15 protein-coding genes and 1 tRNA gene are annotated in these 16,054 nt (G+C 33.8%); 10 read left to right on the top strand and 6 right to left on the bottom strand.

Annotated elements, in window-relative coordinates; genetic code table 11:
- Positions 1–8 precede the first annotated feature (8 nt).
- Both AB3210_RS00260 and AB3210_RS00255 read right to left on the bottom strand, forming a co-directional pair.
- The gene (locus tag AB3210_RS00260) at positions 9–1,256 is read right to left on the bottom strand and encodes a pyruvate dehydrogenase complex dihydrolipoamide acetyltransferase (protein WP_019236772.1); all 1,248 of its coding nucleotides are present in this window, start codon (positions 1,254–1,256) and stop codon (positions 9–11) included.
- 284 nt (positions 1,257–1,540) lie between these two features.
- Positions 1,541–2,035 (bottom strand): hypothetical protein, encoded by a 495-nt coding sequence (locus AB3210_RS00255; RefSeq protein WP_019236773.1) that lies wholly within the window; start codon positions 2,033–2,035, stop codon positions 1,541–1,543.
- Between the two features lie 236 nt (positions 2,036–2,271).
- On the opposite strand from AB3210_RS00255, the gene AB3210_RS00250 reads away from it, so the two are divergent.
- On the top strand, positions 2,272–3,141 hold the full coding sequence (locus AB3210_RS00250) for a hypothetical protein (protein ID WP_367363641.1): 870 nt from the start codon (positions 2,272–2,274) through the stop codon (positions 3,139–3,141).
- A gap of 124 nt (positions 3,142–3,265) precedes the next feature.
- Here AB3210_RS00250 and ftsH read toward each other — a convergent pair whose 3' ends face one another.
- The 3 genes from ftsH to AB3210_RS00235 all read right to left on the bottom strand — a co-directional run bounded on the left by ftsH (position 3,266) and on the right by AB3210_RS00235 (position 7,022).
- The gene (gene ftsH / locus AB3210_RS00245) at positions 3,266–5,095 is read right to left on the bottom strand and encodes an ATP-dependent zinc metalloprotease FtsH (protein ID WP_007302206.1); all 1,830 of its coding nucleotides are present in this window, start codon (positions 5,093–5,095) and stop codon (positions 3,266–3,268) included.
- A 12-nt stretch (positions 5,096–5,107) separates the two neighbouring features.
- Positions 5,108–6,400 carry a tRNA lysidine(34) synthetase TilS gene (tilS, locus tag AB3210_RS00240; RefSeq protein ID WP_007302207.1) on the bottom strand — a complete coding sequence of 431 codons (1,293 nt, stop codon included), beginning with the start codon at positions 6,398–6,400 and terminating at the stop codon, positions 5,108–5,110.
- A 142-nt stretch (positions 6,401–6,542) separates the two neighbouring features.
- Entirely contained in the window at positions 6,543–7,022 is a 480-nt protein-coding gene (locus tag AB3210_RS00235) for an OmpA family protein (protein WP_007302208.1), read from the bottom strand.
- A gap of 274 nt (positions 7,023–7,296) precedes the next feature.
- On the opposite strand from AB3210_RS00235, the gene AB3210_RS00230 reads away from it, so the two are divergent.
- From AB3210_RS00230 to ppa, 5 genes are all read left to right on the top strand, one after another.
- Positions 7,297–8,715 carry a carboxypeptidase gene (locus AB3210_RS00230; RefSeq protein ID WP_007302209.1) on the top strand — a complete coding sequence of 473 codons (1,419 nt, stop codon included), beginning with the start codon at positions 7,297–7,299 and terminating at the stop codon, positions 8,713–8,715.
- A 20-nt stretch (positions 8,716–8,735) separates the two neighbouring features.
- Positions 8,736–9,803 (top strand): rod shape-determining protein, encoded by a 1,068-nt coding sequence (locus tag AB3210_RS00225; protein WP_052264689.1) that lies wholly within the window; start codon positions 8,736–8,738, stop codon positions 9,801–9,803.
- A 219-nt stretch (positions 9,804–10,022) separates the two neighbouring features.
- On the top strand, positions 10,023–11,129 hold the full coding sequence (mnmA, locus tag AB3210_RS00220; protein WP_019236778.1) for a tRNA 2-thiouridine(34) synthase MnmA: 1,107 nt from the start codon (positions 10,023–10,025) through the stop codon (positions 11,127–11,129).
- A 107-nt stretch (positions 11,130–11,236) separates the two neighbouring features.
- Positions 11,237–12,457, top strand: a complete 1,221-nt coding sequence (locus tag AB3210_RS00215) for a hypothetical protein (protein WP_230608969.1) — start codon at positions 11,237–11,239, stop codon at positions 12,455–12,457.
- An 80-nt stretch (positions 12,458–12,537) separates the two neighbouring features.
- On the top strand, positions 12,538–13,044 hold the full coding sequence (gene ppa / locus AB3210_RS00210; RefSeq protein WP_019236780.1) for an inorganic diphosphatase: 507 nt from the start codon (positions 12,538–12,540) through the stop codon (positions 13,042–13,044).
- A gap of 77 nt (positions 13,045–13,121) precedes the next feature.
- Here ppa and AB3210_RS00205 read toward each other — a convergent pair whose 3' ends face one another.
- A complete protein-coding gene (locus AB3210_RS00205) occupies positions 13,122–13,301 on the bottom strand; it encodes a hypothetical protein (RefSeq protein ID WP_143696995.1) in 180 nt (59 codons plus the stop codon).
- A gap of 73 nt (positions 13,302–13,374) precedes the next feature.
- On the opposite strand from AB3210_RS00205, the gene AB3210_RS00200 reads away from it, so the two are divergent.
- The 4 genes from AB3210_RS00200 (at position 13,375) to AB3210_RS00185 (ending at position 15,909) form a co-directional block, all read left to right on the top strand.
- Positions 13,375–13,465 (top strand) — tRNA-Ser (locus AB3210_RS00200).
- Between the two features lie 118 nt (positions 13,466–13,583).
- Complete coding sequence (locus AB3210_RS00195; RefSeq protein ID WP_052264888.1) at positions 13,584–14,711, top strand: SurA N-terminal domain-containing protein; 1,128 nt, start codon at positions 13,584–13,586, stop codon at positions 14,709–14,711.
- Positions 14,712–14,744: 33 nt separating this feature from the next.
- Positions 14,745–15,374 (top strand): hypothetical protein, encoded by a 630-nt coding sequence (locus AB3210_RS00190; RefSeq protein WP_019236782.1) that lies wholly within the window; start codon positions 14,745–14,747, stop codon positions 15,372–15,374.
- Positions 15,358–15,909: a 5-formyltetrahydrofolate cyclo-ligase gene (locus AB3210_RS00185; RefSeq protein ID WP_019236783.1), complete on the top strand. Its 552-nt coding sequence runs from the start codon at positions 15,358–15,360 to the stop codon at positions 15,907–15,909. Before AB3210_RS00190 ends, AB3210_RS00185 begins: the two co-directional genes overlap by 17 nt.
- The last annotated feature ends 145 nt before the right edge of the window (positions 15,910–16,054 follow it).

The following is a 16,054-nucleotide window of genomic DNA, read 5'->3' as shown; positions in this document are numbered from 1 at the left end:
TAATAAGGCTACAGAAGCATCACTGTAGGGTTTTCTATATAGTACTTAAAGGCATTTAAAAATTTTGCTCCGAGTGCTCCATCAACTGCTCTGTGGTCAACAGAGAGAGTAACTGTCATTACCTCTGCTATCTCTATTTTTTCACTTATGACAACTGGTTGTTTTTTAGATGCGCCGACAGCCATAATGCAAGACTGTGGTGGATTGATTATAGCACTGAAAGTTTTTATACCAAACATGCCTAAATTAGAAATGGTAAACCCTCCTCCTTGAAATTCTTCAGGCCTTAATTTTCCAGATCGTGCTCTATTTACTAAATCTTTCACTTCTTTTGATATAGATAAAACACTTTTTTCATCAGCATTTTTTACTATAGGAGTAATAAGTCCATCCTCAAGCGCTACAGCAATTGAGATATCTATATTTGAATATTTTACTATCTTAGTATCTATCCACGATGAGTTTATGTCAGGAAATTTTTTCATGCTGAAAGCCACAGCTTTTATAATTAAGTCATTAATTGTTACTTTATTGTTCTCATTTGCTGAATTAACCTCATTTTTGAGCGATATTAGCTTATCAACGTGGCAGTCTACAGTTAAATAAAAGTGTGGAATATTTTGCTTAGATTCAACTAGGCGCTGCGCTATCACTTGGCGCATATTACTTACTTCAACTGTTGTATTTTCCTCAAATCTCTCATAGCTTTTAGTTTGATCTAAAAATTCTAATACATCAGCTTTGATGATACGACCATATGGACCTGTACCTTTTAATCGCTTTATATCAACACCTTCATTTTGAGCTATTTTTTTAGCTAAGGGGCTTACTTTTATTCTATTTTCTGTTGCTCTATCCTCTTTTTTAGATCCCAGTGTCACGCACTGGGATGACATTGAAGAGCTAGATGAAATCGAAGGGTTGGATGATACTGAAAAATCGGCTTCAACCTCCTTCTCAACCTTGGTATTGATGGCAGAAGCTAAATCAAGTGCGCTTTTATCTTCCCCTTCCTCTAACATTAGAGCTATCAGTTGATTTACAGGCACGCCACTTGTTCCTTCCGACACTAAAATTTTTGCCAAAACTCCTTCATCGACAGATTCAAACTCCATTATGGCTTTATCAGTCTCAATTTCAGCGATTACATCACCTATTTCAACTTTATCTTGTTCTTTTTTACACCACTTTACAATTTTCCCTCCAGTTTTACTCATTGTTGGGGAAAGAGCGGGCATCAATATTTCTATAGGCATTTATTCTGCATTAAAAGATCTATTTAATTTTTAATTTACTCTTTACCCTATGTCAATCTAATCGTAAATTATGATACTTATATCATCCTAGTACGTGATGCTGGAATCTTGGTTGACTACTGTTATCCTACTATTTCTATTGCTTAGTCCTAGACAGAGTACAAATAGTAAGATCATCATGAAAATAGACGAATCTGTTATAATGGAAATAGAAAAATGTAGTGCTTACTATCCTCTCACAAACATATAGCTTGGGTACAGAAAAAATTTATATGAGGAGCTGGTTAAATTGATAAAAGATCAGAATTAATAGTAGTTTCCGAATCTTCTGTAGCAGGCTCTTCATGTGAAGCAGAGGACAGACTAACTTCTTTATCATCTGTTCTCTGTATAGAACTACCACAAAAACTCCTTAACATCTCTTCAGCAGATGAATTTAAAATCTGTATAATAGACTTTTCACTTTGTTCTTTCAGCGATTGATCCATTCTAGAAATCAACTCGGAAAATTCACTACCTTCTTTTCTAGCTTCACTTTCTATCTTATTTTTTATGCTTTCTATATTACTTTGGTTAATTTCTTCTTTCGTTATGTTAAATGAATTAGCAATACCTTGATACTTAATCTCACAATCGCCACAGCCAACTATGCAAAGAGCAATAGAATCGGATATTTCACCTGCAGCCGAATTATGGATAGTGTAAGCTAAGCAATTGTCATGATATTTAATGCCAAGCTGTTGCTCTATCAATTCAGAAATTTCATTTTTTAAAGACATAAAGTACCTCCTTCTTACATTACTGTACTTTCTGATTAAAGTACAACAGCTGCTCCTAAATAGCAATCCATATATGGTTTACTTTAATAAATTATTAAAGTAAGAAGCTTTTACATCCTAAAACATAACTGAGATAAGCCAATGTAAAAAAATTTTTAAACGAGAATTATTGTATATATATTACTTATTTGGTAAAATTATTTTGGCAAAATAGCATATAAAAGTTGAGGCTAATTATGAATATTAAAGAAGGAAAGGATTTACAACAGGAGTTATTAGGAATTGTTTTCAATATACTCATAGAAAGTGAAGATAGCGCCATAGAAGCTATGGAAACAAGAGCAGTAGAGATAATTAAAAAACTAAAGGAACACATTAATGATTATATAGAGTATGGTGGTCAAAAAAAGCCAATTTTAGATTGGGTTATTGTTTGTGATTCTCAGAATAATGTCAGACTAAATAACAAGTCGCTATTAAAATTTGAGAAGGCAATTAAGGATATTGGAGGAAGAGCACCGCTAAATGAAATAAAAAGTACAATAAGGTTATTAGTAGAACAAGCACAGCTAAATCATGTTAGAATTAGAGGTGAGAGAGAAGTACCACTAAACCTCTTTGAGGAAAACATAATAATGAGAGAGCGAAGAAGGGCAAGAGAACAACAAATGCGGCCAAATTTTATTAGAGAAAGAGAAGCGTCATTGAATCTCTTTGGAAACAGGGATGAAAATGTAATAATGAGAGGACAAATGAGGTCACGCTATATTAGGCGTATTAGACGTGAAAGAGAAGTACCACTTAGTTCAAAAATAGGAGAATTAATTGGTGTAGTTTCATCCATAATTGTAGGTGCTTTCATTGGTATAATGGTTGGTATGGTCATTGCTGGTTTATGTATTGAGCTTTGTGTAATCACCACTGCAGAACCGATTCTTCTCATCATGGGTGCTACTGCTGTTATAGGAGCTATTGTAGCAGGAACTGCTCCTGTATTAAAGCTAATAGAGATGTTTAAAGGTCAAGAACCTAATCTTTCTCCTAGTAGCGGTCTGGAAAGCTCTAATACTGAACATACTTATTTAAATAGGCAAAAAGTTATTTAGAAAAAAATTGGAAGAATGTTCAAAAAAGTCCATTTATAAAATACATCGGCTTAACTATGATCTTATAACTTAAGCTAATTAATTAAAAATTTTTGTTTTAGCGGTTAAATAAAGCCAGATCTGATTAGAGAGAGGATCTCCTTACCTCTTCCTTACCTTCATTTTCATTTCTAACAATTTTTTTTCCACTTAATATGTCTCTTATTTCATCTCCTGTTAAAGTTTCAAACTCCAGTAGATTTTCAGCAATGAGCTCCAAGTCTTTCCTACGCTTGGTTAAAATGTCTTTTGCTTTTTCATAGCAAGAAAATACAACTTTCTTTATTTCCTCATCTATAAGTCTTAACGTATCTTCAGAAATTGTCTCAGAATCATGTGTGATTTGTTCACGATTGTGATATATTGGCCCTATTTTGTCACTCATTCCCCATTTTGTCACCATAGCACGTGATAAATCTGATGCTAGTTTTATATCTGAAGATGCGCCGCTTGTGACTTTATCATAGCCAAAAATTAGCTCTTCTGCCACACGTCCACCCATTGCAACAGTTATATCTGCTAGCATCTTTTCTCTTGTGAGGGACACTCTATCTGTTTCTGGTAGTCTCATAACTAAACCGAGTGCTCTACCACGTGGAATAATTGTTGCTTTGTGTATAGGATCAGAAGCAGGCATATTAACTGCAACTACTGCATGACCAGCTTCATGGTAAGCAGTAAGCTTTTTTTCTTCTTCTGTAATGACTAAGGACCTTCTTTCCATGCCCATCATCACTTTATCACGTGCATACTCAAAATCATCCATGGTAACAATTTTCTTATTTCTTCTTGCAGCAATAAGCGCAGACTCATTCACTAAATTTGCTAGATCAGCCCCTGAAAAACCTGGCGTTCCCCTCGCAACTGTTTTTACGTTTACATCTGGTGCTATCGATATTTTCTTTATATGCGTATTTAATATTCTCTCACGCCCATTTATATCAGGTAAAGAAATAGTAATCTGTCGGTCAAAACGACCAGGTCTAAGTAGTGCTGGATCTAGGACGTCTGGACGGTTAGTTGCAGCAACTATTATCACACCTTCATTAGACTCGAAACCATCCATCTCAACCAGTAACTGGTTTAATGTTTGTTCCCTTTCGTCGTTACCGCCACCAAGACCAATGCCGCGATGCCTACCTACTGCATCTATTTCGTCTATGAAAATTATACAAGGAGCATTTTTCTTGCCTTGATCAAACATATCCCGGACACGGCTTGCACCAACACCGACAAACATTTCAACGAAATCAGATCCAGAAATACTAAAAAACGGTACATTAGCTTCACCTGCAATTGCACGAGCAAGTAGAGTTTTACCAGTTCCAGGGGAACCAATTAAAAGACATCCTTTTGGTATCTTCCCACCTAACACTTGAAATTTTTGCCTTTGTTTAAGAAAATCAACAATTTCAACCAACTCTTCTTTTGCTTCATCAATCCCAGCAACATCATCAAATGTCACTTTTTTTCCAGTAGTCATAAGCCTAGCTTTTGATTTGCCAAAGCTTATAGTTCTATTACCTCCTGCTTGCGTTTGTTTAAAAAGGAAAAGTAATAAACCGATAAAGATAAGCGTCGGAACCCATTGAATAAGTAATCCACCAATTATACCTATTGCAGAGTCTCCAATTGAAAAGGAGAACTTCACTTTCCTATCATGCAAACTTTTTATTAAGTCACTATATATAACACCACTTGAGTTAAAGGCTGACCCATCCCTAAACTTCCCTTCGATGCTTTGGTTTCTTATTGTAATATTTTCTATATCATTATCTTCTAGTCTAGTTAAAAATTCTGAAAAAGGTATGGTTGTTTTACTCTTACCTATACTTCCGCTAAATTGAATATAAGCAACTGAAATAAGAACAATAATCACTAACCAGATCAATAAGCCTTCTAAAAATTTTTTCATTTACATTTCTAATTAAATACTAATCAAGCTTACCAAATTTTGTTTTATCGTGCTATTAATAATGAATCGAACCTTATCATCATCGGTATTTTTTCCGTTATAATTTACATCAGGATAAGCAAGCATCTTTCCATCTTTTTGTACTGTAGGCAAAGAATAGTAAACTTCAGAGCAATAATCATAATTTTTTAGAAATTCAGGGATTTTTTGTGTTTTCTTTAGTGGAGCAATAGTTACTGAACACTCCTGATCTCCAAATATTGTGCAGCTAAACCTGTTATCCCATTCAATAGAACCATTTAATGGTAAGTGTACAGTAATTTCTTGTATCTTTGACGATTCTCTAATTATTAAGATATTTTCTCCATATTTTCTTATTTTGCACCCAGAAAGTGTACAGTTAACATTACTACCCTTTTGCAATATTTTATTAAATATTACGATAAGGCTGTTGTACCTTGGTTTATAATGTTTGCTGGCAATTGCCATTATAGAGTAAAGAAGAAGCCTCAAGGCTATTTCCTCTGGCAATTGATAAAATTCACTTAGTTTAATTTCAATATAACCAAAATCATGAACATTAACACAATCATCAAATGCAAGGCGTGTGTAGTGCATCAACGCTTTTGCAGCTCTTTTCATATGAAGTGCTGTAAGGCATATTCGCTCTGTTAGAACATCTTGATTATCACTTGCTTTAAGTAAGTTACGGTATAAAGTTCGTCTGTATTTTAAGTCATAATTGCTTCTATCTTCGATCCATCTTAACTGATGAAGCTTAGCATACCTTTCTATTTCACTACGACTAAAATTTAACAACGGCCTAAATATATAAATACCATTTAAGAAAGATTTGTAATCCATTGATGATAATCCATCTACTCCACTACCTCGCTCCAATCTTAATAAGAACGTTTCTGCTTGATCATCTTTGTGATGAGCAACGAGCAAACATTTAACATTATTGTTTTTACACCACTCTGCTAGTAACTTATATCGTGCTTTTCGTGCCTGTAACTGAATATTACCTTTAATATTTTGCTTCTCCCAATTTAATATGAACGATTCCTTTGCTCCAAGTTCTTTTGCATAACTTATAATAAAATCAGCTTCTTTTTGAGACTCTGAACGTAACCCATGATTTACTGTTAATGCTATAGGAAGTGAAAGCTTGTTTTTTTTTGCCCAGTTAGTCATTAAATGCAGTAAGACTATACTATCTACACCACCTGATACTGCAACTGCGATTTGGTTATGGAAAGCAAAACTATTAGCTATATTTTGAAATAATAACTCTAATTTCATTATGTTTCTTGATGGCCAGATAGTCTCTACGTCATACAGCGACTTATTTGTGGTATATATAGATCCCGCTAACAAGCAGCGGAATTGCTCTCTTTTGTCATCCCAGTGCTTGACACTGGGATCCAGGTTTTAATGCAAGAAACTACTTCTTTATTCCAGAAAATGAAAATTCCACTCTACGATTTTTAGCATGCTCTTTTTCATATTTAGAATTTCTAGAATCATCTTTTACATTAACCAAAGGCTCAGTTTCACCTTTAGAAGCAGTTTTTATTCTATTTTCTAGATAAGGTGTACAGCTGACCATAAATTTTTTAGCTGCATCTGCTCTTCTAGCTCCTAGTGCAAGATTATACTCGTGAGAACCACGATTGTCAGTATGACCAGTTAAAGTGACCTTTGCGTCAGGATTATTTTGTAACACTTCCATCACGTCAAGTAATGCATCTGCACTCACTTCACTGATACTAGATTCATCATAACCAAAGAAAACTCTTTTATCACCTATCTGCTTAACAACAGCATTCATTTTATTTGTCGTATTTACTCCTTTTTTAGGGCAAGAACTTACACCAGTAAGCAGTAAACAAAAACAACACATTATAATCAGTCTACTCCACATCACTAAACCTCCATAAATTTAAAATATAGTGCGTAATTTTAATTTTAGTACTAATAATCCCTCTATACTAGAATAGAGTCAAGGGAAATAAAATACTAAATGTTTTCTTTACAATCTTATAATTAATTTTCTGATAAGATGCTCAATTCTTAGCAATGAAGTACAAAAAAAGAATAAAAATACAATTTTTTATTGTACTTTAAGCAAATATACTTTTAACTTTATTATTAATCTATTACGATATTAAGCAGATGTTTCAAAGCAATGAATAAAAATGAGATCTTATAAGTTTTTAGAGGAAGTATTACATAAGGTAAGGAATATCGAAAACACACTAAAACTACTAAGCAAAAGCCAATTGAATGTAGAGGACAAAGTTGAACAAATGTGTCTTCTAGAGGAAATCAGACATGAAATTATCTCTCATGATGCAATAAAGGAATCATTAGCGAATGCTCTTAGGAATAAAAAGAGTGCTAATATTCAGCAGCTAAAGTTAATAGAGGGGATACACAAAAGCAGCAGTGCTATTCCTGTTGATTTAGTAAAATCTTTGTCCAAAGCTAAGATTGAATGCCAAAACTTATGGAGGCTAACTAATTCTGAAATTAGTAACTTAGAAAAGCTGAAAGAATGCTTTACTAACCTAATTAAGCTTACTCGTGAAGCAGCTTCTATAAAATCGCAGCAATTAAAGCGCTCAAACTATGAGTCATTGCTTGCTGACTATGACTCTAATATCACAGAAAAGAACATAAAGGAAATATTTCCTAAGCTAGGTAAATTTTTTAGTGAAAATGTAGAGAAAGTAACTCAAAAGCAGAAGAAGGATAAGGTTACTAATATACAAAAAGTTACGGTTCAGAGACAGATTGAACTTGGTTCCTTATTCTTACAGCAAATGAGTGTTACACCAAATGAGATTTCCATTTCTTATTACGATTCTATCGATTATGATGAATCTGACCTTTGTTATGGTTTATTTTTACTTTTACGGCATACTGGTTATGCAATTCATCAAAAATGTTTAGCGCAAAATTCTATAAAGAGCTCAATTACAAAACATATTATGTATGAAACTCAAGGGTTATTCATGGAAAAGATCATTGGAACATCGAGAGAATTTATTGAGTTCATTCAACCACACATAAAGGAGAAACTTTCTACAAAAGGCAAAATTAATAGTAGTGTTGAAAATTTGTATTTGATTTTCAATAAAGTAAATCTTTCATCTTTTTTGAAGAATGCGGATGAATTTAGTTTATTGGCTCACATTATGCTAAGAACTAAATTAGAACAAGATCTAATAAATGGTACGTTAGAAGTTAAAGATCTACACGATAAATGGCTGGAAGGTATGAAGCATTACAAGATTTCAGTAAAAGCTAAAAATGAGCTAGACACTTATTTTCAAGATGAGTATTGGATAAGTGGTGTTATAGGCTACTTTCCTATTAAAGTCATAGCGTTAATCGCTGCTGTGCAGTTTTTTTCTTTCATTAAGAAAAATCATTACGAATTTTTAGATTCTATAGTAAAAGGAGATTTCAGTTTACTTATCGATTGGTTCTCTAAAAATGTATATAGTGCAAATTATGGCTTTTTGGAACAGCTAAAAAAGGTAACAGGTAGGGATTTAGATATTGAGTGCTACACTAGTTACTTATCTGAAAAGTATAATTTGTCTCAATAAATGGTTTTCTTGAGTTGTGTATGAGTTTTATTCAGAATTTAATCAGAAATTTTTTTACTTTCAAAGGTTTATTTGCTAGCGATATTGCTATAGATCTTGGTACTGCAAATACTTTAGTTTATCAGAAAAATCAGGGGATAGTGCTTGATGAACCCTCAGTTGTAGCAAGAGTAAAAGAAAAAGGAAGTTACGTTCCTTATGCTTTTGGCAAAAAAGCTAAGATGATGCTCGGAAAAACACCTGGAGAAATAGAAGCGATAAGGCCCTTGAAAGACGGAGTTATTGCTGATTTTAAAAGCGCGGAAGAAATGTTAAAATATTTCATACGCAGCGCAAACACAAGATTCACTGTTAATAAGCCTAGTATTATCATATGTGTTCCATCTGGATCTACCCCAGTTGAAAGGCGTGCTATACAAGATGCAGCAGAAAGTGCTGGTGCAAATGAAGTATTCTTAATTGAAGAACCAATGGCTGCAGCAATTGGGGCTGGACTTCCAGTTACCGAACCTGAAGGTTCTATGATTGTTGACATAGGAGGTGGTACAACTGAAGTTGCAATTATTTCTTTAGGTGGAATTGTTTATTCACGTTCTGCCAGAGTAGGTGGTGATATTATGGATGAGGCAATAAAGTCATACATTCGTGAAAATCATAAGTTATTGATTGGCGAAACAACTGCTGAAAAAATTAAGAAAAACGTCGGTTCAGCCAGTCTGCCAGTTGAAAACAACAAAGAGGGAATGATAATTAAAGGCAGGGATTTAGTGAGTGGTATGCCAAAAGAAATGCTTTTATCAGAATATCAAGTTGCAGAGAGCCTAATAGAGCCTGTACATCAGATAATTTCTGCTATTAGAACTGCACTGGAGAGTACTCCACCCGAACTTTCTTCTGATATAGTTGATAGAGGAATAATTTTATCTGGTGGAGGTGGGTTATTGCGCAACTTGAGTAAAGTTATTAGTGAAACAACAAAATTACCAGTTCGTGTTGCAGATGATCCACTTTGTTGTGTTGCCCTGGGTAGCGGAAAAGTACTTGAAAACATGGACTATTTTGGCCATGTTTTATTCAAGCAAGATTAAATTGTTTTTGAAGATCGAATTGTTTTGATGGAATTATGTAATATAAATGAGATCCCAGTGTCACGCACCAAGTAATTTAAAGGCAACTTCCAGCAGGAAGGGGTGTCATCCCAGCGCTTGACACTGGAACTTGACTACAAATAAGTATGCTGTTTCGATGAAATTGTGTAATAGAAACTGGATTCCAGTGCTTGACACAGGTTTGTGTTTATAAATTATATGCTAAAAGAATTTGAAATTGAACCTTTATTAAAAGATAAAGCTCCGCATCAAACTAAGGCTATTGTTGCAATGTCCGGGGGAGTTGATAGCTCCGTTGCTGCAGCACTGCTGTATAACCTTGGGTACGAAGTGATAGGTGTGACTCTTCAGCTCTATGGCAGTGATGGTAATGCGAGAAAGGGTGCATGCTGCGCTGGACAGGATATTTATGATGCCAAATACGTGGCTGAAAGTGTTGGCTTTCCCCACTATATTTTAAACTACGAGGAAATATTCAAAAAGGAAGTAATAGAGGATTTTGCAAATACCTATATGCGTGGAGAAACTCCCATACCGTGCGTAAGGTGTAACCAAACAGTAAAATTTCGCGATCTATTGCAAGTTACAAAAAATCTTGGTGCGGATGTGCTCGTAACAGGACATTACGTAAGAAGATTAGAAGAAAATGGTGAGGTAAAGTTGTGCAGAAGTATTGATAAAAGTAAAGATCAAAGTTATTTTTTGTTTGCAACTACTGAGGAGCAGTTAAAGCTTTTGCGATTTCCATTAGGTGGGTTCTATAAAAGTGATATAAGAAAATTAGCAAAGTATTTTGGCTTACAAATTTCTGAAAAGCCGGATAGTCAAGATATATGCTTTGTTTCCGAAAGCTATAGTAAAACAATAGCTAAATTAGCTCCACAATCTGTGCAGAAAGGTAAAATAGTAGATATTCATGGAAAAGTGCTAGGTGAGCACAGCGGCATAGTAAATTTTACAGTGGGACAGAGAAGAGGCCTCTGCATCGCACACAATGAGCCTCTTTACGTGATAAAAATTAATACAGAAAATAATGAAGTTGTAGTAGGCCCGATCAATGCTCTAATGCAAAAAAAGATATTGGTCAAAGAGTTAAATTGGTTAGAACAACCAAAAGAAGGCATGGAAGTAACTGTGAAGCTTAGGTCATCACATGCAGGAAGCTTAGCGACAATATATTCAACTGACGAAAAGAACAAAGCCTGTGTAATTTTAAACGACGATTACTTTGGCATCAGTCCAGGTCAAGCCTGTGTAGCATATAAGGGCGAACAAGTTATAGGTGGAGGTTGGATATGCTCCTAACTAAAGGGCTTAATTCTTTGATACAGAGTGTAAACGTACAATAATATTTATTGCTATTTTGCCATGTATCCCTTATACTATAAAGTAGAACATTATAGGTTTTAGCAATGGTTAAGGAAGTTGAAGAACTAATAAAAATTGTTCGTAAGGGTAATTTATTAGAGGCCTTGTTTATTTTTTTAGGCGTTTTTCAACATGCTAACTTAACTGGTAAAATAGACCATAGAAACCATATTGGTTTGTCTTCATTCGTTAGAAAAAAAGAGGAATCATTAGATAAATATTTTAACTTACAATTTAGTCTACAAGGGTTGTTCTTAATTTATACTCAAGCTTATAAAATTTTAAGCGGAAGTAATAATCTGAGCACTCAAGATATCATAGATGAAATATGTAAAGTTATTAAGGAGTCTGAGTTAGGTAAAGACATACACGAAGTAGTAGATGGAAGAAAATTAGATTTACTTAACGTTTTGGCAAATCCAAAAAGAGAATCAATATTTAAAGCAGTAGAAGATTTTGAAAATAAGGTGCTTATTGATGTTAGAAAGTTACTAAGTGAAGAAAATGCATTAAACGAATATGACAGAGAATTTACCTTAAGTAAATGCATTATTGATTTCTATTATTCTATTCACAATATAAAAGTAGATAAAGATATAGCATTGTTCTTTTCTTTGGGTAGTCATTATAAAAAACTTTCATCATCTAACAAAACAGTAAAAAGAGAAGTATCAGAGATATGTGAAGATCCATTAATAGAGAGCTATATAATGTTCTTAGCTAGCTCACTACAAAGGATCGAGCTATCAAGTAGAGATGGAACCATCGAATATACAATCGATCATGAGGATGTGGATCGACGAGAGAGAGCATTAAAAATGGATGGATTAATATATCCTAAGAATACAAAAAACACCCTGGAGCAACTGTTAAAAAACCAAAACAGTGATGAATTTGAACAATTAGTAACAAGCCCTAAAAATATATACTACTCAGTGCCACAAGAAGAGAATAAATGTAGGCCAAATTTCATTATCAGCAAGAAAAATCATAAAAACACAGTCTGTAAACTTATTTTAGGTATGTTTGTATTGTCTGTTGGGTTATATGTTGCTGATTATTTCCTTATGGAGCAAAAATTATTTAATCCAATAAAAGGTGTCCTACCACAGGATAATTTTGCTAATCTAGTAATTGCTGCAATGCTTACTATCGTAATAGTATATGCTTTATTTCAACTACTAAAATCACCTCAAGAACCGCCACATTCAACGATCAATGATACAACTATTAACAGTTTTGCAAATGGTCCTATTCAATCATGAATCTCTACTTATGAATGATAAATGTAGCACTTTTAAAGTGTATGCTATATAATATCTTCTCTTGAATAACGAGGTAATCCATGGATTTAAGCAAAGTAACAACAAAACCAGATGAAATAAATGTAGTAATTGAAATAAGTGCAAATGCTGAGCCTGTAAAGTATGAATTTAATAAAGAGCTTGGGTTGTTACAAGTTGACAGATTTTTGTCTACCTCAATGACTTATCCTTGCAATTATGGGTTTATACCAAATACCTGCGCAGGTGATGGTGACCCTGCGGATGTTTTGGTGCTAACTCAATTTCCTTTAGCGCCTGGAGTTTTGATATCAGTGCGTCCAGTAGGTGCATTACTTACCAAAGACGAGAAAGGAGAGGATGAAAAAATATTAGCTGTACCTATCTCCAGTGTTGATAGCTATTATGACAATATAAAAAACTATTCTGATTTATCTAAAAACTTACTAGATAAAATAGCTCATTTCTTTTCTCATTATAAAGATTTAGAAAAGGGAAAAACGGTGACAGTTGGAGAATGGGCTAATGTGGAAAAAGCAAAAGAAATCATTGAAAAAAGTAGAAATTAGTTTGCGTTGATTTAGCCTTAAATTACAGTTATTCGGAAAAATGTTGTTGTTTTTAATGGGTAAATATTGGTATCCGTTCAGGATAGCGGTAAGGTAGTATAACCATAGAGTAAAAGTGAGTTTACAACAAATGGTGTCATCCCAGTGCTTGACACTGGGATCCAGTCCTTTCGCACAAAAAACGTTGTAAAGTAACTTGGTTGGATCCCAGTGTCAGCTACTCTGATGACAAGACAGGTTTCAATATTTGCATGCATCTGGACAGATACAAATATTGCAATTAAAAGCATTAGACAGGCAGTAAAGGTCTTGATATTATAGTAATAATTTGGAAGGGTGGCCGAGCGGCTGAAGGCGGCGGTTTGCTAAACCGTTATACGATTGAAAAGTCGTATCGAGGGTTCGAATCCCTCTCCTTCCGTATATTATTGTTTAGGTATTCATTACAGTAATTTCACCCTCTTTTTTAATTATTAAAAAGTTAGCTAGCGTTTATTCAGTATTTATTATAGAATTAGTTATTAGCTAAATAATTTTATATGCATAAAATACTAATTTTGATATTAATAATGCTGCCGCTTAGGTTACTTGCAACTGAGATTGAAATTGTTGCAGATGTAAATGGTGAGCCAATTTCAAATTTAGATATCGAAAGACGTATAAACTTCATAAATTCATTGCTTGGCACTCAGAAGATTAATCAAAAAGAGGTAAAATCTCAAATTCTAAGACAGTTAATAGACGAAATTATCATTGTCAGCGAAGCACAGAAGATGAATATAGAATTGAGTAACGAGGAGTTAAATAATGCTGTCACGTTATTCTTAACTCAAAGTTTAAAACTTAAGGCTGATGAAGTTGATCAATACGTAAAAAAGCATAATATAGATCTCAATACCCTAAAAAAACAAATAAAGTGTCAGCTGCTGTGGAACAAGATTATTGAAGTAGGAGTTGTACCGCTTATTAATATCAGCGATCAAGAAGTGGATGATGCAAGAAAGCAAAAAGAGAAGTCTGATTACCTTATTACGTTTCAGGAGTTCATAATTCCCGATCAGAAGATAGCTGAAGACTTAGTAAAAAAATTACGTACCAGTAATAATCCAGAATCTTCAATAAAGATGCGCAAAGCAACAGTTAATTTAAGTCAGCTAAAAGGTACTCTCAAGGACGTTTTGGAAAGATTAGAAATCAGTGATGTAGCAGGTCCGGTTAGTTTAAGCGAAGGTTACTCTGTTATAAAAGTCATAGATAAGGTACAGCTCGATCATACACTGCTGAAAAGTACTTTAAAACTGAAACAGGTTGTAGTTGAAGGTTCAGAAAGTTTACTCTCTAGTTTTAAGGAGCAAAAGGTCAGTTGTTTAAATTTTGACAAGTTAGCAGATGATTTCAAGTTGCCAAGCGTAAAAGAGTTTGAAATAAAAATGCGAAATTTAAATCCTGATTTACAGATTTTATTTAGTAAAACAAATATGAATGAAATAGTAGAATTAAGAGAAAATAGCACTGCAAAGTTGATGATGTTATGTGATATCAAAAATAATGCAATGGATATAGAAGCAATCAAACAGGAAATGTATCAACAAAAGATTATGATACAAAGCAACCTGTTATTGGATAATATGCGTAAAAATGCAGCTGTTAGTTATCAGTTTAATTGAAGTTAGAGAGGTTTTCTACTCCATAAAAAGTTTATGAAGAATATAATGCTCATTGGCGGTGGAGTTGGAAATGCAGTGTTATTTTCGATAGGGAAGGCATGTCTTGAAAACAATCATAAGGTTTTATATTTCGCTGGCTATAAAAAATTAAGTGATGTATTTAAACGAGCACTGATAGAACGTGCATCAAGTGCAGTAATTTGGGCATGTGAAGAAGGATTGATAGAAACAAGCAGAGAACAGGATAAATCCTTTCATGGTAATATAGTTGATGCAATAATCTCATATCAGCAAGGAAAGTTAGGTAAAATTACTATTAGTTTAAACACTATAGATAAAATCATCACTATTGGTTCTGATAAAATGATGAAAGCTATAAATGAAGCTAGAAAAACAATTTTAAAGCCATATCTAAAACCAAAACACATAGCAATATCATCAGTTAACTCTCCTATGCAGTGCATGATGAAAGAAATCTGCGCTCAATGTATTCAGCAACACATAAATAAGGAAACAGGAGAAATAAGTTTTGTTTATAGTTGCAGTAATCAAGACCAGGATATGGAGCTTGTTGACTTTGATTTTTTAAGTGAGCGCTTGAAGCAAAATAGTTTACAAGAAAAGCTCACTGCAAAATGGATAGAACATGTTCAAAGACACTAAACAGCACAAAGAGGAACTAAGGAAGCAATATAGAACCATAAGAAAAGATGTTGATGAAAGTTATTCCAGTTATGCAGCAAGTTCCCTTATTAATCTCTTTAATCAGAACTTAAGCTACGTTAAAGGTAAAACAATAGCAGCGTACATTCCAACAGACGGAGAAATTAATGTTGTGCCTTTGATGCATCGTTTACTCGATTTAGATTATAAAGTAGCAGTCCCTAATAAAAACAAGTTATTAAAATTTGAGGAATGGAATAAAGCAGATGAAGATATAATCCCCGATACAATCATTACTCCTGTTATTGCTTTTGATGATCATTTTAATAGGTTAGGTTTTGGCGGTGGTTGGTATGATGAAATGATAAAAAAATTACGGCCACTTGGAAAAATATTTATAGGTGTAGCCTATGAGAAGCAATATTGTAAAAATTTACCTGTGGAAAAACACGATCAAAAATTGGATATTATAATTACTGAGATGTGTGTTAGACTTGAAAGCAGGTTGCTCAAGAAAACGGATAGAAAGGAGTAGCATAGTCTACCTCTTTCTGATAGTAATTGCTTATCTGTTTAGATGCATGCAAATATTGAAACCTGTCTTGTCATCAGAGTAGCTGACACTGGGATCCAACTAAGTTACTTTACAACGTTTTTTGCACAAAAGGACTGGATTCTAG

Source organism: Wolbachia endosymbiont (group B) of Scrobipalpa ocellatella (assembly GCF_964188425.1).
In the GTDB taxonomy this organism is placed as follows: domain Bacteria; phylum Pseudomonadota; class Alphaproteobacteria; order Rickettsiales; family Anaplasmataceae; genus Wolbachia.
The sequence above is the reverse complement of the archived record's forward strand: the minus strand, read 5'-3'. Positions and strand labels throughout refer to the sequence as shown.